The following is a 17,460-nucleotide window of genomic DNA, read 5'->3' on the forward strand; positions in this document are numbered from 1 at the left end:
ACTGGTCAGCGGGCGGGGAACTTCTGGTCGAGCGCCAGGTTGAGTTCGAGAACGTTCACCCCGGGTTCGCCCATGAAGCCGAGCGAGCGGCCGGTGGTGTGCGCCTCGACCAGCTTCCGGATCTCCGCCGGGTCCGCAGCCCGCTCACGCGCCACGCGGGCCACCTGGATCTGCGCGTACGCCGGGGAGATGTGCGGGTCGAGGCCGCTGCCGCTGGCGGTGACCGCGTCGGACGGCACGGCCGGCTCGGCGGGGGCGTCGCCACGGATCGGGGTGATGATCCCGCCCTCGGCGACGTAGTCGTGGTCGGGCTGGGCCAGCTCCACCGGCACTCCCTGGTAGCTGCTCAGGAAGGGGGTGGCCGGCGTGACCTGGTTGACGCTCACCACCCGGGTGATCCGCCCGGTCAGCCCGTCGGCGCGGAAGACGGCCAGCACCGCCCCGACGCCGTCCGGGGTGCAGTAGGGCCGCCGCCCGTCGACGCCGTCGAGTTCGCCGACCGCCCTGCTGCGGGAGCAGACCTGGGTGAGCAGGCTCCGCGTGGAGTCGTCGGGGTTGGTGGCGATGGTGTCGACCACGCTCTCCGGACCGAGGTTGCTGGCCGAGGTGGAGGTGGGGTCGTAGCCGTCGCCGGCCGCCGACGGCCGGGACTGGAAGTAGCGCGGGACGGGGTTGCCGTCCGCGTCGATGAAGGACTGGCCGATGAGCGAGCTGCCCACGGTCGTGCCGTTCACGCGCAGCAGCGAGCCGTCGGCCTTGCCGTCGAGCCCGGGGACCCGGCCGACGGCGACGAGGGCCAGCGGGTAGGCGAGGCCGAGCAGGACGGTGAAGACGAGCAGCGCGCGCAGGGCGGCCAGGTGCTGGGAGAGCCAGGAAGGAAGGCGCATCACGAGATCCCCGGGATGAACTGGATGAGCAGGTCGATGAGCTTGATGCCGATGAACGGCACGATGATTCCGCCGAGGCCGTACACCAGCAGGTTGCGACTGAGCAGCTTTGATGCGGCAGCCGGCCGGTAGCGCACGCCCCGCAGGGCCAACGGGATCAGCGCGATGATGATGATCGCGTTGAAGACGACCGCGGACAGGATCGCCGACTCCGGGCTGGCCAGCCGCATGATGTTCAGCGTGTCCAGGCCAGGGTAGATGCCGGCGAACATGGCCGGGATGATCGCGAAGTACTTGGCGATGTCGTTGGAGATCGAGAAGGTGGTCAGGGCACCGCGGGTGATCAGCAACTGCTTGCCGATCTCGACGATCTCGATCAGCTTGGTCGGGTCGGAGTCGAGGTCGACCATGTTGCCGGCCTCCTTGGCGGCCGACGTGCCGGTGTTCATGGCCACGCCGACGTCGGCCTGGGCGAGCGCGGGCGCGTCGTTGGTGCCGTCGCCGGTCATCGCGACCAGCCGGCCGCCCTCCTGTTCCTTCCTGATCAGGGCGAGCTTGTCCTCGGGGGTGGCCTCGGCGAGGAAGTCGTCCACCCCGGCCTCGTCGGCGATCGCCTTGGCGGTACGCGGGTTGTCACCGGTGATCATCACGGTCCGGATGCCCATCCGGCGCATCTCGTCGAACCGCTCCTTCATCCCCGTCTTGACGATGTCCTTCAGGTGGATGACGCCGAGCGTGCGGGCCGGTTGGCCGTCGACGTGCTCGGCGACGACGAGCGGGGTGCCGCCGATGCCGCTGATCTCGTCGACGAGCTGCCCCACCTGCTCGGTCGGGTGGCCGCCGTTCTCGCGGACCCACTTCATGACGGCGGCGGCGGCGCCCTTGCGGATCCGCCGCGCCGGCCCGTCGTCGGGGGTGAGGTCGACGCCGCTCATCCGGGTCTGCGCGGTGAACGGGACGAAGGTGGCGTGCGGGATGAGGCCCGGCTCGCGCTCACGCAGCCCGAACTCGTTCTTCGCGAGCACGACGATGGAACGGCCCTCGGGGGTCTCGTCGGCGAGGCTGGACAGCTGCGCGGCGTCGGCAACCGCCGCCGCGGTCACCCCTTGGACCGGGATGAACTCGTCCGCCTGCCGGTTGCCGAGGGTGATCGTTCCGGTCTTGTCCAGCAGCAGCGTGTTGACGTCGCCGGCGGCCTCCACGGCCCGGCCGCTCATGGCCAGGACGTTGCGCTGCACCAGCCGGTCCATGCCGGCGATGCCGATGGCCGACAACAGCGCCCCGATGGTGGTCGGGATCAGGCAGACCAGCAGGGACACCAGGACCACACCGGTGACGCCGGCGTCGGTGATCGCGCCGGTGTCCGACGCGGCGGCCTGGTAGCCCTTCGAGAAGATCGCCAGCGGCTGGAGCGTGACCACGGCCAGCAGGAAGATGACCGTGAGCGCGGCGAGCAGGATGTTCAGCGCGATCTCGTTCGGGGTCTTCTGCCGGTTGGCTCCCTCGACCAGGTTGATCATCCGGTCGATGAAGCTCTCCCCCGGCTTCTGGGTGATCATCACGACGATCCGGTCGGAGAGCACCTTCGTGCCGCCGGTGACCGCGCTGCGGTCACCCCCGGATTCCCGGATGACCGGCGCGGACTCGCCGGTGATGGCGGACTCGTCGACGCTGGCGATGCCCTCGACCACGTCCCCGTCGCCCGGGATGATCTCTCCGGCCTCGACCACGACGACGTCGCCCTGCCGCAGCTGCGGGGCGGGCACCGACTCGGTGCGGAAGGTCCCCGGCGCCGCGCCCGGGGTCCAGCCCAGGGCGCGGGCGGCGACCGTGTCCGTCTTCGCCTTCCGCAGAGCGGCGGCCTGGGCCTTGCCCCGGCCCTCCGCGACGGCCTCGGCGAGATTCGCGAAGATCACGGTCAGCCAGAGCCAGACCGTGATCGCCCAGGCGAACACCGACGGGTCCGCAACGGCGAGGACGGTGGTGAACAGCGCGCCGATCTCGACGATCAGCATCACCGGATTGCGCCACAGGGTGCGCGGGTCGAGCTTGCGCAGCGCGTCGGGCAGGGACCGGACGAGTTGCTTCGGGTCGAGCAGCCCACCGCCCCGGTTGCCGTGGGTGGCGGGTGTGCCGGCGGTGGGGGCGTCCGCCGTACCGTGCGGTGCCGGCGTGGAGGTGGTCATGTCGTTCTCTCTCATGGTGGTCACAGCCCCTCAGCGAGGGGGCCGAGCGCGAGGGCCGGCAGGAAGGTCAGCGCCACGAGGATCACCGTGACGCCGACGACCATCCCGACGAAGAGCGGTCGGTGGGTCGGCAGGGTGCCCTCGGAGGCGGGGGTGGGCTGCTGGCGGGCCAGCGAGCCGGCCAGCGCGAGCACGAAGATGATCGGCAGGAACCGGCCGAGCAGCATGCAGAGCCCCAGCGCGGTGTTCCACCACGGCGTGCTCACGGTGATGCCGGCGAACGCCGAGCCGTTGTTGTTGCTGGCCGAGGTGAACGCGTAGAGCACCTCGGACAGGCCGTGCGGGCCGACGTTCAACGCCGTCGAGCTGTTGCCGGTGGCGAAGGCGGCGGCCGTGCCGGCGAGCACCAGGGCCGGGGTGACCAGGAAGTACATCGACGCCAGCTTGATCTCGCGGGCGCCGATCTTCTTGCCGACGTACTCCGGCGTCCGGCCGACCATCAGGCCGGCGACGAACACGGTGATCACCGCGAGGATCAGCAGGCCGTAGAGGCCGGCGCCCACGCCACCGGGCGCCACCTCGCCGAGCATCATGTTGACCATGGTCATCAGGCCGCCGAACGAGGTGAACGAGTCGTGGAAGGAGTTCACCGCACCGGTCGAGGTCAGCGTCGTGGCGGCGGCGAAGGTCGCCGAGTTCGACACGTCGAACCGGACCTCCTTGCCCTCCAGCGCCGCGCCGACCGCCTGCGGCACGGTGCCGTGACCGGACAACTCGAAAACGTTGGTCAGGGTGATGCTGGCCAGGGCGAGGATCGCCATGACCGCGGCGATGGCGTAGCCCTGCCGGTTCTGCCCGACCATCCGGCCGAAGACGCGGGGCAGGCTGAACGGGATCAGCAGGATCAGGAAGATCTCGAGCCAGTTCGTCCAGGTGGTGGGGTTCTCGAACGGATGGGCGCTGTTGACGTTGTAGAAGCCGCCGCCGTTGGTGCCCAGCTCCTTGATGACCTCCTGGCTGGCCACCGGCCCGCCGGTGACGTGCTGGGTGCCGCCCGTCAGCGTGGTGACGTCAGTGCCGCCGGAGAGGTTCTGCACCGCGCCGCCGATCATGAGGGCGAGGGCGCCGAGCACCGCGATCGGCAGCAGGACGCGCAGCGCGATCCGGGTCAGGTCGACCCAGAAGTTGCCGAGCTCGCCGGTGCGGCTGCGGGCGAAGCCCCGGACCAGGGCGACCGCCACGGCGATGCCGACCGCTGCGGAGACGAAGTTCTGCACCGCCAGGCCGGCCATCTGCACCAGGTGACCCATGGTCGACTCACCCGAGTACCACTGCCAGTTCGTGTTGGTCACGAACGAGACGGCGGTGTTCCAGGCGCCGTGCGTCAGCACCGGGTCGAGGCCCAGGGAGAGCCAGAGGTGGTTCTGCAGGCGCTGGAACGCGTACAGGAACAGGATGGAGACGGCCGAGAAGGCGAGCAGGCTGCGGGCGTAGACGCCCCAGGTCTGCTCCGCGGCCGGGTTCACCCCGACCAGGCGGTAGATGCCCCGCTCGACCCGGGACTGCCGGGTGCCGGAGACCACCCGGTACATGTAGTCACCGAACGGCCGGTAGAGGGCGACGAGCCCCGCCACCAGGGACACGATGAACAGCACACCGGCTGCCGTCATGGACATCAGAAACGCTCCGGGAACAGCAGGGCGACGACGAGGAACACGCCCAGGCCGATCGCCAGCACCAGGCCGACGGCGTTGACGACGCTCACAGCTTCTCCACACCCCTCACCACGAGGGCGAGAGCCGCGAACAGCCCCACCGTCAGCAACACGAACAGCACGTCAGACACGGCTGACTCCTCTTACCGGATTCATTCGTCACGACCGCCTCCCGGTCGCGCCGGGCAATCAAAACGCCCCACCCGACGGGCGGACAGGGGCTATAACGCGACCATGACGGCGCTCCGGAATTTCTTGACGCGCTTTTGACAGGGCCCCCCCGGACGGGTGAACGGGGTCACCGGGAGCGGGCCCGGAGCGGGCTCGCCGGCGCGTCACGGTTCCAGTTCGAGCGACCTGAGGTACCGGCAGCCGACGCCCAGCACGGCGGCGATTCCGATCAGCACCGCGTACGACCAGGCGTGACCGGGGCCGGTCAGATCGCCGAAGCGGTGCACGAGGAAGCCGACGAAGGTTGCCGCCGCGAGCGCCGACACCGCGGCGACGGCGCGCAGGTCGGCCACCACCGCGGCGTACGCCCCGACGGCGGCGGCGATCACCAGTACCCGGCCGAACAGTTCGGCGGGCGGGAACGCGGCCGCCGCCAGCAGCGCCGCCCCGACCACCAGTACGGTGCCACCGGCGATCCTGATGCCGAGCGGGGTCGGTTCCCCGACGGCCGGAAGATCCTGACTTCGATTGACAGCCACGGCACGCCTCCGGGCGACAAGCCGGGGGCCGTCACGATCAGGCCCCACCCTGAGGCCATACCAGTCCCATGGGCCGTCGACCGTCGACGGCCTTGACAGAACTGCTACGCGCTGCCGCTCATTCTTGACGCGCCCTTCACGGAGTTGTCGGCGCGGTTTTCACGCCCGCGGGCCGCCGCGAGAGTCAGCGTCGGCGACCAGGGCCGACGCGGTGAAGGGGGTGCGTCAGCGCCGCACCTCGCGCCAGCCGGCGCCGCTGCCGCGCCACGCGCCGGCCAGGATGCTCGCCGAGCCCCGGCTCGGGCACTCCTGGATCTTCGACCGGCCGGCGGCGCCGCCGATCTGGGCCTGCACTTCCCACCGGTGCCCGTCGGTGCGGATGTAGACGTCACGGCGCCCACGAGGGGCGCTGACCCCGTTCCACCAGTGTTCCTCGACCATCACAATATGACGGTATCGCAGCAGCCTACCGGCCCGCACCTGCCGGTACGGGCCGGATCGCCGGCTCAGCCGTCCAGACGGCGCACCATGTTCATGATCGTCTCGACCTGGGCGCCGCCCTTGATCGGATAGTTCGTCGCGCCGAGGTAGCCCCACCAGTCCCAGCAGCCGTTCGGGTTCACCCCGCTGGCGACCGCCTGCGGATAGAGCACGATGAGTCGGTTGGTGTCGGCGTACTGGTTGAGGTTGGCCCGGTCGACGAAGGCCGTGCCGACCTTGGCGTACCCCTGGGCGCAGCCGTGCAGGGCGACCAGCAGGCGGCAGGTGGTGCCGGCGGCGCAGGCGCTCGGCACGTACGCGAAGCCGTTGGCGTCCATGCTCAGCCCGTTGGCCCAGCCGTTGGTGGCGAAGGTGTCCTGACCGAACCGGATCAGGGTGCCGCCCAGCGGGCCGGTGTTCGGCGCGGCGACCGAGCCGAGCAGCTTGCCCAGGAAGGCGCCCTGCGGGTCGGTGCCGCAGTCGGCGAGGAACGGCGAGGCGGTGGCCGTGCACCCGACCGTGCCGTACGGGGTGACCCAGGAGTGGCCGGCCGCGCTGCCCGAGTCGTAGCGGACGCTCGCCCCGAAGTCCTGGTAGTAGCGGACCAGGTCGTCGGTGACCGACTTCTTCACGGTGCTGTCGTTGCCGCCGTGGTAGACGTACACCGGCTGGCCGGAGAGGTTGCCGGTGCCGTCGACCCAGCCGTAGGACGCCCAGGTGCGGGTGTAGCTCTCCAGGGTGGCGACGTGGGTCGGGTAGAGGTTGTCGCCGCAGCCGTAGAGCGCCTGGGAGACGTTGTTCTGGGCGCAGTAGTAGGGGCCGGCCGCGAAGATCGCGGCGCCCCGGATCCGCGCCGAGTAGGCGACCTGGAGCTGGGTGGCCAGGTAGCCGCCGGAGGAGACCCCGGCGACGTACACGGCGGAGACCGGGTAGCTGCGCAGGGAGCCGGCGACCGGCGTCTTGGTGTAGGGCGTGCTCGCGGCCCGGGCGGCAACGCCGCCGGGCAGGACCAGGAGGAGGGCCGCGGCGAGGGTGGCGGCGGCTTTCCACGGTGTCTTCATGGCGTTCTCCCGTCGGAGCGCCGGCGGGACGGCCGGCGTGCCGGCACGCTAACGTGACATAGACCACAGCAGATATCCGCGCGGCCGACACCTCGGCGACGGCGGCGGTGTGGCCGCGACCCACGGTCGTTTCCGCCCCCGCCCGGTCGGGTACGCGCCGGACATGCCCGAGGGTCACCTCATCCACCGGTACGCGCGGGAGCAGCACGACGCGCTCGCCGGGAGCGACGTCACAATCTCCAGCCCGCAGGGCCGCTTCGACCCCGCCCCGTGGGCGGGCCGGCCGCTGCGGGCCGTCGAGGCCGACGGCAAGCACCTGCTCTACCACTTCACCGACGCGCCCGTCCTGCACGTGCACCTCGGCATGCGCGGGCTGTTCCTGCGCTACGACGACCCGGCCGTCCCGCCCCGCCCCGGCACCCGGCTGCGGCTGGCCGGCCCGGCGGTGGCGTACGACCTCATCGCGCCGATCCGCTGCGAGCCGCTGCCGGCGGACGCGGAGCGCGCCCTGCGGGCCTCGCTCGGGCCCGACCCCCTGCGCGCCGACGCCGACCCGGCCGAGGCGGTTCGCCGGCTCACCGCGGCCGGGACGCCGGTGGGCGCCGCGCTGCTCGACCAGGCCGTCTGGGCCGGCATCGGCAACGCCTGGCGGGCCGAACTGCTCTTCCTGGCCGGGCTGGACCCGGACGCCCGCCCGGTCGGTGCCCCGGCGGCGGAGCGGCTGTGGCGGCTCGCCGTCGTCCACCTCGCCCTCGGCCGGGACCTGGGCCAGGTGGTCAGCGACCCGGCTGCGCCGGACGAGCGGTGGGTGTACAAGCGGGAGCACTGCCGGCGCTGCGGCAGCCCGGTGCGGACCTGGCAACTGGGTGGCCGCACCGCGTACGCCTGCCCGGTGGACCAGCCGGCCGGCTAATTCGGTTGGCGGCCGGCCGCCCGGTGGCTAGCCTCCCCGGCAACGTCACTCCGACTGCCTGAAGAGGGTGTTTTGGTGCCCGTGCCGAGCGCTTCCCGTCTCGTTCCGACCATCGCACCCTTCCCTTGGAGTGACCGCTTTGGATCTGCCACGTAGCTTCACCATCCGCGAGGGCGACCTCCGGATCCTCAACCCGTTCGACGACGCCAAGCTCGCCACCCTGGGCCGGGCGATCAAGCTCCGGCCCGGCGCGTCGATCCTCGACCTGTGCAGCGGCAAGGGCGAGCTGCTCTGCACCTGGGCCCGGGACCACGGCGTCACCGGCACCGGGGTGGACATCAGCACCGCCTTCACCGCCGCCGCCCGGGAGCGCGCCGCCGAACTGGGCGTCGCCGACCGGGTCCGGTTCGTGCACGACGACGCCGCGACGTACGTACCGGAGCAGCGCGTCGACCTGGCCGCCTGCGTCGGGGCGACCTGGATCGGCGGGGGCGTACCCGGCACCCTGGAGATCCTGGAGCGCGGCCTGCGCCCCGGCGGGATGGTCCTGGTGGGCGAGCCGTACTGGCGGCTCGACCCGCCCGACGAGGAGACGGTGGCCGGCTGCCACGCCCGCTCGCGGGAGGAGTTCCACGACCTGCCCGGGCTGGTCGGGCTCTTCGGCGAGTGCGGCTGGGACCTGGTCGAGATGGTCCTCGCCGACCAGGACAGCTGGGACCGGTACGCCGCCGCCCACTGGCTCAACCTGCGCCGCTGGCTGGACGCGAACCCCGACGACGAGCTGGCCGGAGAGCTGCGCCGGGAACTGACCGAGGACCCGCTGCGGCACGTGCGCTACCCGCGGGAGTACCTGGGCTGGGGCATCTTCGCCCTGCTCCGCCGCTGACGCGCCGGACCGGCTCCCGACCGCAGGGTCGGGAGCCGGTCCCGGCCGGCTTAGCGGACGGCTACGCAGGGTAAAGCGAGATCATGGGACAGCTGCGAACGTCGCCGCCACCGCCGCAGGCCGCCGAGCTGGAGCGGTGGGTGCTCAGCACGGCCGAGGAACTGGGCGAGCTGCGGGCCTCGCTGCGCGACGCGCTGACCCGGCACGGCCTGGTCCAGGGCGAGGACCTCGACGAGGTGCCCCACCTCGTGGTGCTCGTGGCCACCGAACTGGCGACGAACGCGCTGCGGCACGGCCGTCCGCCGACGATCGTCACCCTCCTCGCGACCGACGACTGCTTCCTGCTCGACGTGGGGGACCACGACCTCAGCACCGTTCCGGGGCTGGGCGACATCCACCCGCTCGACTCGGGCGGGCGGGGGCTCATGCTGGCCGAGTCGGTCTCGCTCGCCGTCGGCTGGTACGCCACCGACGAGACCAAGAACATCTGGGCCTCGTTCCCCCGCTGAGCCGCCAGAAATTGCTTAACAAATTGTTCTTCACTTAATGTGATCTGCTTTACACCGCCCGCACTGGACGGCTCGTATGGTCCTTTCCGAACCGACCGGGAGAAGAACCTTCCGCCGGTTGTCCCGAGAAACCGCGGGAGATCCCCGCGACTATTCGAAAAGGACCCGAACAGATGCGCAAGCTCACCCGATCCCTCGTCCTGGCCGGCGTCGCCGCGGCCGTGCTGGCCCCGTCCACCGCACACGCCGCGACCCCCGAGCCCACCACCGCGCTGCTCGGCACGTACGGCTTCGGCCGCGCCGCGGTCATCGGTGAGGCCGGCCGGACCGCCGGCACCTGGGAGTCGTTCTCCGTCCGGTCGGGCTTCGCTGGCGACGACCTGATCGTCACCTACCAGCCCCGCACCACGGCCTACCCGGCGGAGAAGCAGGTCTACACCGCCGCCTTCGACCAGGTGGCCGACGCCCAGGCCGAGTGCCGGCAGGTCGGCGCCGACGGCGTCGCACACGGCGTCTGGGTGTCGTTCCGCTGCCGGACCGGCTTCGCCCCCAGCTACACCCTGTTCGTGCGCTGACGCCTTTCCAGCGTCAATTCCTTCGGCATTTCGCCGATTCCGTGAACGGCCGGGAAACTGTTTCCGAAAACCGCCGGCGCTACTGGAATCCCGCGACCGGGTGCGGGACGTAGGGCGCCTCCAGGGCGGCCACCTCCTCGTCGGTCAACTCCAACTCCAGCGCGGCCACCGCGTCGGTCAGGTGGTGCGGCTTCGTCGCGCCCACGATCGGCGCGGTGACCGCCGGGTTGCGGGCCACCCAGGCCAGGGCCACCTGCGCCCGGGGCACGCCGCGCTCCGCCGCGATCCGGGCCACCGCGTCCACCACCGCCCGGTCGTTCTCCTCGGTACGCGCGTACAGCGCCCGGCCGAACTCGTCGGTCTCCGCCCGCGCGGTGCGCTCCCCCCAGTCCCGGGTCAGCCGGCCCCGGGCCAGCGGGCTCCACGGGATCACCGCGACGCCCTGGTCGAGGCAGAGCGGCAGCATCTCCCGCTCCTCCTCCCGGTAGAGCAGGTTGTAGTGGTTCTGCATCGAGACGAACCGGGTCCAGCCGTGCCGCTCGGCGGCCCAGAGCGCCTTGGCGAACTGCCACGCGTACATGGAGGAGGCGCCGAGGTAGCGGACCTTGCCGGCCCGCACCAGGTCGTGCAGCGCCTCCAGGGTCTCCTCGATCGGCGTGCCCGGGTCGAGCCGGTGGATCTGGTAGAGGTCGACGTAGTCGGTGCCCAGCCGGCGCAGGCTCGCGTCGATCTCGCTCATGATGTGCTTGCGGGACAGCCCGCCCCGGTTCGGCCCGGGGCCCATCCGGCCGTGCACCTTGGTGGCGATCACCACGTCGTCGCGGCGGGCGAAGTCCTTCAGCGCCCGGCCGACGATCTCCTCGCTGGTGCCGTCGGAGTAGACGTTGGCGGTGTCGAAGAAGGTGACCCCCAGCTCCAGCGCCTGCTGGATGAAGGGGCGGCTCTCCTGCTCCGGCAGGGACCAGGGGTGGCCGCCGCGGCTCGGCTCGCCGTAGCTCATGCAGCCCAGGCAGAGCCGGGACACCTCCAGGCCGGTGGATCCGAACTTCACGTACTCCATGGGTCCATCTCACCACCGGCGGGCGGGCGGCGCAGGGACCGGCTCAGTCCCCGTCGCCGTCGCCTTGCCCGGCGGTCGCCGCCGGGGTGTCGCCCCAGACGGCCTTCGCCCCGGAGTCGCCGACGCGGTAGACCTGCACCAGGCTCGCCCCCGCGACGACCACGGCCAGCACCGCGACCACCACGCCGACCACGCCACGGCCGGGGGTACGCGGGCCTTCCGGGACGCCCTCGGCCGGCCGGCCGGACCGGCGGTGCAGCCAGACCAGCGCGACCGCGGCGACCAGCAGCGGCAGCGCGAACCAGATCAGGGTGTCCCCCAGCTCGGCGTGCCGGCCCGGGTCACCGACCCGGCGCTCCAGGCCCTCGCCGCTCTCGGTGGCGAGCGGGACGGCGGCGGCGGCCAGCGCGGCGATCAGCACGACGAGCACACCGAAGCGGCCCCGCCAGGACGGGCGGACGGCCAGCGCCACCACGCCCAGCGCGGCCAGCGGCAGGAGGACCACGACGGCGTGCACCACGAGCGGGTGCACCGGCAGTCCGTTGACGGTGTCGGGCACGATCTCTCCTCGACGGGTCGGTGGCGTTCACTGTCCGGCCCCACAGTGCCCAGCGTTTCTTGGGAAGTTCTTGCGGCGGGGTCAGGCCGCCGGCAGGACCAGGGTGACGGTGGCGCCCCGCCCCGGCGCCCCGGCGACCTCGACCGCGCCGCGGTGGGCCTGCGCCACGTGCTGCACCAGGGCCAGGCCGAGCCCGAACCGGCGGCCGGCTCCGGCGGTGCCGTGCGCGAAGCGGTCGAAGAGCCGGTCCGCCTCGGCCGGGTCCAGGCCCACCCCGTCGTCGGCGACCGCGGCGGCCACCCGGCTGTCGCGGCGGGTCACGGTCACCGTGACGTGGCCGCCGTCGGTCGCGTGCCCGACGGCGTTGTCCACAAGCGCGGTCAGGGCCCGGCGCAGGGCCGTACGGGCGCCCCGGACCCGGGCCGGACCGGCCGCCTCGACCCGCAGCTCGACCCGGTGCTCCCGCGCGTACGCGGACATGCTCGCCACCACCTCGCGTGCCACCTCGGCCAGGTCCACCTCGGTGTCCGGCAGCGGCTGGTGCTCGGCGGCGGCCGACACCAACAGGTCCTCGACCACCTCGCCGAGCGCCCGGGTGTCCGCCACGAGCTGGTCGAGCTGGTCGGTGAGCCGGTCCGCCGGCTGGCTCCGGGCGCGGCGGGCCAGCACCTGCGCCCGGGTGTGCAGCACGGTGAGGGGGGTGCGCAGCTCGTGCGAGGCGTCGGCGACGAAGCGGCGTTGCAGGGTCAGCGCGGTGGCCAGCGGCGCGACCGCCCGCCGCGCCAGCAACGCGGCGGCGACCAGCGCACCCGCCAGGCCGGCCAGCTCGGCCACGAGCAGCGCCACGGCGAGCTGGCTCTGCCGCCGGCGCAGCGGCGCGAGGTCGGCGGCGACCGCCCAGCGGCTGCCGTCCGCCCGGCGGGCGACCAGCACGCGGACCCGCTGGTCGTCGGCGGTGTCGGTCTCGTACCGCCCGGGCGGCCGCCCGACGGCGCCGTCCAGGATCCGGACCAGCTCCGGGGACGCGCTCCCGGTCACCTCGACCGAGGCCACGCCGGGGCGCTGCCGGGCCAGGAACTGGCCGGGCGGCGGGTCGTCCACGTCCTCGGCCGCCGCCAGCACCTCGGTCAGCCCCGCGTTCAGCGCCCGGGACTCCTGCCGGCTGGTGAGCACGAACATCAGCGCGCCGACCAGCAGCAGGACGATCCCGATCACCCCGGCGGTCTGGGCCACGCTGGTCCGCCGGGCGCGGTCCAGCCGGGCCTCGTCCACGCCGCCGCCCGCCTCAGCCCGGCCCGAGCCGGTAGCCCAGCCCGTGCACCGTGCGGACGGCGTCCCGGCCCAGCTTGCGGCGCAGGTGGTGGACGCAGGCGTCGACAGTGCCCGGCGCGTCGGCGTTGTCGAAGGCGGTGCTGAGCAGCTCGGCCCGGGTGAAGACCTTCGTCGGCCGGCCGGCGAGGGCGTGCAGCACGGCGAACTCGCGGGCGGAGAGCGGGATCTCCCCGGCGCCGTCGAGCACCCGGCGGTTGTCGACGTCCAGCCGACGCCGCCCGAGCGGCAGCCAGCCGGCCGTCTCCGGGTGCCGGCGGCGCAGCGCCCGAAGCCGGGCCAGCAGCTCGGCCACCTCGAACGGCTTGACCAGGTAGTCCTCCGCGCCCGCGTCCAGCCCTTCCACCCGGTCGTCGACCGATCCCCGGGCGGTCAGCAACAGCACCGGGCAGGTCACACCACGCGCCCGCAACCTGGCGACCAGCGCCAACCCGTCCAGCGCCGGCAGCCCCCGGTCGACCACCATGAGCTGGTAGTCGCGGGTCAGCGCGTGGTGCAGGCCGCTGTGCCCGTCGCCGGCCACGTCGACCTCGTACCCCTCCTCGGTCAGCAGGTCGGCGAGCAGGCCGGTGAGGGCACGGTCGTCCTCGACCAGCAGCAGGCGCGGGCGAACGCTCTCCACGCGCCCAGTATTCACCCTTCTGTGACCACTCCCGCCCGGCGCGTCCGGCGCCGGGCGGGACCGGGTCAGTCCTCGGCCGGGATCGGGTCGTCGTACTGGCCGGACGGGCCGCTGTGCGGCGCGCCGTCCACGAGGGGCCAGGCGTTCGGGGTGCAGCCGTGCAGGCCGAGCGTCTGCTGCTCCATCACCGGCGCCGGGCCGCCGGCCCGGGGGCAGAGTTCGTGACCCTGGCCGAGCCGGTGCCCGACCTCGTGGTTGAGCAGGTACTGCCGGTAGCGGCCGAGGTCGGGGAAGTGCGGCACGCCGTGCACCCAGCGGGCCACGTTGATCACCACCTGGTCGCCGTTGCGGCAGGAGGTGTAGCGGTCCGTGGTGTCGGCGCAGAGCCGGCCCCGGGTCACCGGCGTGGTCAGCAGCACGGTGAAGTCGGCCGGGTCGTCGCGTCCCACCCGTTGCAGCCGCCACCGGCCGTCACCGGTCCAGCCGCGCGGGTCGGCCAGGGTCGCCGCCACCTCCCGGGCGAAGCGCTCCACGTCGACGCTGCCGATGCCGTCCTCCACGGCGACCCGGTAGCGGAGCAGCTCGCCGCCGCGGCCGGCCACGGCACCGACGCCGGTTGCGGTGCGGAAGGCACCCGTACCCCGGGCCGGGTAGCTGATGCCGGGCGGCACCCGGCCGGCGGCGGGGACCGGCGGCGCGGCCCGCGGGGTCACCGCCGGGCGGGCCGGCCCGGCGGCCGGGGCGCCGGCCGCGACCAGCAGGTCCGGGTGCCGCCGGGCCGCGTACCCGCCGGCACCGAGGCCGGCCGCGACCAGCAGCACCACCAGGATCAGGGTGCCGCCGCGGGAGGCCCGCCGCCGACGGTGCAGCCCCCGGTCCCGCCCACGCCGCCCGCCCACGCCGATCTCCGTCCGTCGCGCCGCCCCGGTCCGGCCAGGAGTACGGACGCCGGGCCCGGACGGATGAACGGTGAGCGCGCTCACGGGTCGGGGACGCTCCCGCGCCGGTACCGTTCGTTCCCGGGTGCGCGACCCGCCACCTGCCGCCAGAGAGGGAGCCACCCGTGCCGGACGCCGAGCAGGTGCTCGCCGACGCCCTCGCGGCGGCGCGCGGCACCGACGTACGCGCGGCCGAACGGGCCCTCGACATGCTGGTGGTCGGCGACCCGCCGGCCGTGGACGGGGCGCTGCTCGCCCGGCTGAGCCACGGCGTGGCGCGGCTCTGGCCGCGCGGCTGGCAGCCCGTCGACCTGGAGCGGATCGCCACCCGACGGCTGACCCCGCGGGGCGCCCGGCTGCTCCGGGACGTGCTGGCCGCGCAGCGGCGGGCCATGCCCGAGCCGGTGCCGTCCTGGTTCGACGACCAGCTCGCCGAGCTGGGCGCGCGGTGGGACGGCGACCCGGGCTGGCTGGACCGGCGCGCCGACGGCGACCGGATCAGCGCGCTGCGGGACGCCGTCGACGCGCTCGCCCTGCTGGCGGGCCTCCCGCCCATCGCGGTGCTCCGCCCGCCGCCCGGCGGTCCGGCCGCCGCCCCGCGCGCCGCCGCCCCGCCCACCGGTTCCCGGATGCTGGACCGGGTACGCGCGCTGCTGGCCAAGGCCGAGTCGACCACCTTCCCCGCCGAGGCGGAGGCGCTCACCGGCAAGGCGCAGGAGTTGATGGCTCGGCACAGCATCGACGCCGCCCTGCTCGACGCCGCCGCCGAGCGACCCGACCGGCCCGGCGGGGTGCGGCTCGGCACCGACGCCCCGTACGCGGCCGCGAAGGCGCTGCTCATCCAGGAGGTGGCGGCGGCCAACCGCTGCGAGTCGATCTGGTCCGACGACCTGGGCTTCGCCACCGTCCTCGGCTTCCCGGCCGACCTGGCCGCCGTCGAGCTGCTGCACACCTCGCTGCTGGTGCAGGCCACCGCCGCGATGCTGCGCGGCCGGGGCGAGCGCCGCGCCGGCAGCGGCCGGCGCACCAAGGGCTACGACGAGTCCTTCCTCAACGCGTTCGCGCTGCGCATCGGGGAGCGGCTGCGGGCGGCCACCGCGACGGCGGCCGAGGAACGGGCCGACGACCGGCTGCTGCCGGTGCTCGCCGCCCGCTCGGACGCCGTCAAGGAGCGGGTCGACCAGCTCTTCCCCGGCGTCACCCGGCACCGGCTCCAGGTCCGCGACGCCGAGGGCTGGACCTCGGGCACCACGGCCGCCGACCGGGCCTCGCTCGACGCCGGCACGCCGACGCGCCGACCGGTACGCGGCGGCCGCTGAGATTTTCCTCGGGGATGATGTCGGATCAGGCGAGCCGGCTCCGACCCGTCTGCGAGAGGCGCCACCGCCGGTGGCCCGAACCCGAGGAGTGGATCGTGAAGTACATGCTGCTGATCTGGAACCGGCCCGGCTTCGTCGAGGAGCTGTCCGAGGAGGAGCGGAACGCGATCTTCAGTGACGTCGACGTCATCATGAAGGAACTGACCGAGTCCGGCGAGCTGGTGGGCGGTGAGGCGCTGGCCCACCCGTCGCAGACGCGTACCGTCCGGCCCGGCGCCGCGGGCGCCGAGATCACCGACGGGCCGTTCGTGGAGAGCAAGGAGCAGTTCGCCGGCTACCTGATGGTCGACTGCGAGACCCCGGAGCGGGCCGCCGAGATCGCCGCCAGCTGGCCGGACGTCGCGCGCGGCGTCGGCGTGCTGGAGGTGCGGCCGGTGATGGAGCAGGCCGGGACGGAGATGTGACCGACCGGGCGGTCGAGGACCTGCTGCGCGCCCTCGCGCCGCAGGTCCTCGGCGTGCTCGTCCGCCGACACGGCCAGTTCTACGCCTGCGAGGACGCCGTCCAGGAGGCGCTGCTCGCCGCCGCCACCCAGTGGCCCGCGCAGGGCCTGCCCGACCATCCCCGCTCCTGGCTGGTCACCGTGGCGACCCGCCGGCTCACCGACGAGTGGCGCAGCGAGCGGGCCCGCCGGGACCGCGAGGTCGCGGTGGCGGTCCGGGAACCGGCGTACGCGGCGGTCGCCCCGCCCGCCGACGAGGAGCCGCCGACCGGGGACGACACCCTGAAGCTGCTCTTCCTCTGCTGCCATCCGGCGCTCACGGTCAGCGCCCAGGTGGCGCTCACCCTGCGAGCGGTGGGCGGGTTGAGCACCGCCGAGATCGCCCGGGCGTACCTGGTGCCCGAGGCCACGATGAGCCAGCGGATCCGCCGGGCCAAGCAGCGGATCGAGGCGGCCGGGGCCCGTTTCGACATGCCCTCGGCGGCCGACCGCGACGCCCGGCTGCGCTCCGTGCTGCACGTCCTCTACCTGGTCTTCAACGAGGGGTACACCGCCTCCAGCGGGGCCGAACTGCACCGGGCCGAGCTGACCGGGGAGGCGATCCGGCTGGCCCGGGAGCTGCGCCGGCTGCTCCCCGACGACGGCGAGGTGGCCGGGCTGCTGGCCCTCATGCTGCTCACCGACGCGCACTGGGCGGCGCGCACCGGCCCGGGCGGCGAGCTGGTGCCGCTGGCCGAGCAGGACCGCACCCGCTGGGACCGGGCCGGGATCGCCGAGGGCGTCGCCCTGGTGACCGAGGCGCTGACCTGGTCGGCGCCCGGCCCGTACCAGGTGCAGGCCGCCATCGCGGCGGTGCACGCCGAGGCGCCCACCGCGGCCGACACCGACTGGCGGCAGATCGTCGCGCTGTACCGGCTGCTGGCCCGACTCGCGCCGAACCCGATGGTCACCCTCAACCAGGCCGCCGCGGTGGCCATGGTGGACGGTCCCCGGGCCGGGCTCGCCCTGCTGGCGCCGCTGGACGCCGACGAGCGCACCGCCGGCCACCACCGGCTGGCCGCCGTCCGTGCCCACCTCCTCGAACTGGCCGGCGACCGGGACGACGCCCGGACCGCCTACCTGGCCGCCGCCCGGGCCACCACCAGCCTGACCGAGCGGCACTACCTGGAGGTACGCGCCGCGCGGCTGACCACCGACCGATGAGTCACGC

19 protein-coding genes are annotated in these 17,460 nt (G+C 73.6%); 7 read left to right on the forward strand and 12 right to left on the reverse strand.

The window, feature by feature from the left end; translation table 11 throughout:
- Positions 1-5: 5 nt before the first annotated feature.
- From NLX85_RS08760 to NLX85_RS08790, 7 genes are all read right to left on the reverse strand, one after another.
- Entirely contained in the window at positions 6-887 is an 882-nt protein-coding gene (locus NLX85_RS08760; protein WP_254333160.1) for a potassium-transporting ATPase subunit C, read from the reverse strand.
- A complete protein-coding gene (gene kdpB / locus NLX85_RS08765) occupies positions 887-3,073 on the reverse strand; it encodes a potassium-transporting ATPase subunit KdpB (protein WP_254333162.1) in 2,187 nt (728 codons plus the stop codon). Before kdpB ends, NLX85_RS08760 begins: the two co-directional genes overlap by 1 nt.
- A gap of 20 nt (positions 3,074-3,093) precedes the next feature.
- On the reverse strand, positions 3,094-4,749 hold the full coding sequence (gene kdpA, locus NLX85_RS08770) for a potassium-transporting ATPase subunit KdpA (RefSeq protein WP_254333170.1): 1,656 nt from the start codon (positions 4,747-4,749) through the stop codon (positions 3,094-3,096).
- Entirely contained in the window at positions 4,749-4,838 is a 90-nt protein-coding gene (gene kdpF, locus NLX85_RS08775; protein WP_148798554.1) for a K(+)-transporting ATPase subunit F, read from the reverse strand. Before kdpF ends, kdpA begins: the two co-directional genes overlap by 1 nt.
- Positions 4,839-5,122: 284 nt before the next feature.
- A complete protein-coding gene (locus tag NLX85_RS08780) occupies positions 5,123-5,497 on the reverse strand; it encodes a hypothetical protein (RefSeq protein ID WP_254333172.1) in 375 nt (124 codons plus the stop codon).
- 225 nt (positions 5,498-5,722) lie between these two features.
- Positions 5,723-5,938, reverse strand: coding sequence for a hypothetical protein (locus NLX85_RS08785; RefSeq protein ID WP_246835614.1), 216 nt, complete (start codon positions 5,936-5,938; stop codon positions 5,723-5,725).
- Between the two features lie 65 nt (positions 5,939-6,003).
- Positions 6,004-7,038 (reverse strand): PHB depolymerase family esterase, encoded by a 1,035-nt coding sequence (locus NLX85_RS08790; protein ID WP_254333174.1) that lies wholly within the window; start codon positions 7,036-7,038, stop codon positions 6,004-6,006.
- Between the two features lie 163 nt (positions 7,039-7,201).
- On the opposite strand from NLX85_RS08790, the gene NLX85_RS08795 reads away from it, so the two are divergent.
- The 4 genes from NLX85_RS08795 (at position 7,202) to NLX85_RS08810 (ending at position 9,921) form a co-directional block, all read left to right on the forward strand.
- Positions 7,202-7,951 (forward strand): Fpg/Nei family DNA glycosylase, encoded by a 750-nt coding sequence (locus NLX85_RS08795; protein ID WP_254333176.1) that lies wholly within the window; start codon positions 7,202-7,204, stop codon positions 7,949-7,951.
- 130 nt (positions 7,952-8,081) lie between these two features.
- Positions 8,082-8,837, forward strand: a complete 756-nt coding sequence (locus NLX85_RS08800) for a class I SAM-dependent methyltransferase (protein WP_254333178.1) — start codon at positions 8,082-8,084, stop codon at positions 8,835-8,837.
- Positions 8,838-8,920: 83 nt separating this feature from the next.
- Entirely contained in the window at positions 8,921-9,346 is a 426-nt protein-coding gene (locus NLX85_RS08805; protein WP_254333180.1) for an ATP-binding protein, read from the forward strand.
- Positions 9,347-9,519: 173 nt separating this feature from the next.
- Positions 9,520-9,921 (forward strand): hypothetical protein, encoded by a 402-nt coding sequence (locus NLX85_RS08810; RefSeq protein WP_254333182.1) that lies wholly within the window; start codon positions 9,520-9,522, stop codon positions 9,919-9,921.
- A gap of 79 nt (positions 9,922-10,000) precedes the next feature.
- On the opposite strand, the gene NLX85_RS08815 is transcribed toward NLX85_RS08810, so the two are convergent.
- From NLX85_RS08815 to NLX85_RS08835, 5 genes are all read right to left on the reverse strand, one after another.
- Positions 10,001-10,981 (reverse strand): aldo/keto reductase, encoded by a 981-nt coding sequence (locus NLX85_RS08815; protein WP_254333184.1) that lies wholly within the window; start codon positions 10,979-10,981, stop codon positions 10,001-10,003.
- A 43-nt stretch (positions 10,982-11,024) separates the two neighbouring features.
- Positions 11,025-11,540, reverse strand: coding sequence for a DUF2231 domain-containing protein (locus NLX85_RS08820; RefSeq protein WP_254333186.1), 516 nt, complete (start codon positions 11,538-11,540; stop codon positions 11,025-11,027).
- Positions 11,541-11,621: 81 nt separating this feature from the next.
- The gene (locus tag NLX85_RS08825) at positions 11,622-12,812 is read right to left on the reverse strand and encodes a cell wall metabolism sensor histidine kinase WalK (RefSeq protein WP_254333188.1); all 1,191 of its coding nucleotides are present in this window, start codon (positions 12,810-12,812) and stop codon (positions 11,622-11,624) included.
- 13 nt (positions 12,813-12,825) lie between these two features.
- Complete coding sequence (locus NLX85_RS08830) at positions 12,826-13,491, reverse strand: response regulator transcription factor (protein WP_254333190.1); 666 nt, start codon at positions 13,489-13,491, stop codon at positions 12,826-12,828.
- 65 nt (positions 13,492-13,556) lie between these two features.
- Positions 13,557-14,321 (reverse strand): DUF3152 domain-containing protein, encoded by a 765-nt coding sequence (locus NLX85_RS08835; protein WP_374628071.1) that lies wholly within the window; start codon positions 14,319-14,321, stop codon positions 13,557-13,559.
- Between the two features lie 233 nt (positions 14,322-14,554).
- Here NLX85_RS08835 and NLX85_RS08840 point away from each other — a divergent pair, with 233 nt between their 5' ends.
- The 3 genes from NLX85_RS08840 to NLX85_RS08850 all read left to right on the forward strand — a co-directional run bounded on the left by NLX85_RS08840 (position 14,555) and on the right by NLX85_RS08850 (position 17,453).
- Positions 14,555-15,748, forward strand: coding sequence for a DUF2786 domain-containing protein (locus NLX85_RS08840; protein ID WP_254333194.1), 1,194 nt, complete (start codon positions 14,555-14,557; stop codon positions 15,746-15,748).
- A gap of 104 nt (positions 15,749-15,852) precedes the next feature.
- Positions 15,853-16,212, forward strand: a complete 360-nt coding sequence (locus tag NLX85_RS08845) for a YciI family protein (RefSeq protein ID WP_254333724.1) — start codon at positions 15,853-15,855, stop codon at positions 16,210-16,212.
- The gene (locus tag NLX85_RS08850) at positions 16,209-17,453 is read left to right on the forward strand and encodes an RNA polymerase sigma factor (protein ID WP_254333195.1); all 1,245 of its coding nucleotides are present in this window, start codon (positions 16,209-16,211) and stop codon (positions 17,451-17,453) included. The genes NLX85_RS08845 and NLX85_RS08850 overlap by 4 nt, the downstream gene beginning before the upstream one ends.
- Positions 17,454-17,460 lie beyond the last annotated feature (7 nt).

The sequence above is a fragment of the Micromonospora sp. A3M-1-15 genome (assembly GCF_024213425.1).
In the GTDB taxonomy this organism is placed as follows: Bacteria; Actinomycetota; Actinomycetes; order Mycobacteriales; family Micromonosporaceae; genus Micromonospora; species Micromonospora chersina.

What these genes read in the sequence shown, in the direction of transcription:
- kdpB (WP_254333162.1), bottom strand. Translation starts at nt 3,073, where the DNA reads ATGACCACCTCCACGCCGGCACCGCACGGTACGGCGGACGCCCCCACC.
- kdpA (WP_254333170.1), bottom strand. Translation starts at nt 4,749, where the DNA reads ATGTCCATGACGGCAGCCGGTGTGCTGTTCATCGTGTCCCTGGTGGCG.
- NLX85_RS08845 (WP_254333724.1), top strand. Translation starts at nt 15,853, where the DNA reads ATGCTGCTGATCTGGAACCGGCCCGGCTTCGTCGAGGAGCTGTCCGAG.
- NLX85_RS08785 (WP_246835614.1), bottom strand. Translation starts at nt 5,938, where the DNA reads ATGGTCGAGGAACACTGGTGGAACGGGGTCAGCGCCCCTCGTGGGCGC.
- NLX85_RS08760 (WP_254333160.1), bottom strand. Translation starts at nt 887, where the DNA reads ATGCGCCTTCCTTCCTGGCTCTCCCAGCACCTGGCCGCCCTGCGCGCG.
- NLX85_RS08790 (WP_254333174.1), bottom strand. Translation starts at nt 7,038, where the DNA reads ATGAAGACACCGTGGAAAGCCGCCGCCACCCTCGCCGCGGCCCTCCTC.
- NLX85_RS08810 (WP_254333182.1), top strand. Translation starts at nt 9,520, where the DNA reads ATGCGCAAGCTCACCCGATCCCTCGTCCTGGCCGGCGTCGCCGCGGCC.
- NLX85_RS08815 (WP_254333184.1), bottom strand. Translation starts at nt 10,981, where the DNA reads ATGGAGTACGTGAAGTTCGGATCCACCGGCCTGGAGGTGTCCCGGCTC.
- NLX85_RS08805 (WP_254333180.1), top strand. Translation starts at nt 8,921, where the DNA reads ATGGGACAGCTGCGAACGTCGCCGCCACCGCCGCAGGCCGCCGAGCTG.
- NLX85_RS08795 (WP_254333176.1), top strand. Translation starts at nt 7,202, where the DNA reads ATGCCCGAGGGTCACCTCATCCACCGGTACGCGCGGGAGCAGCACGAC.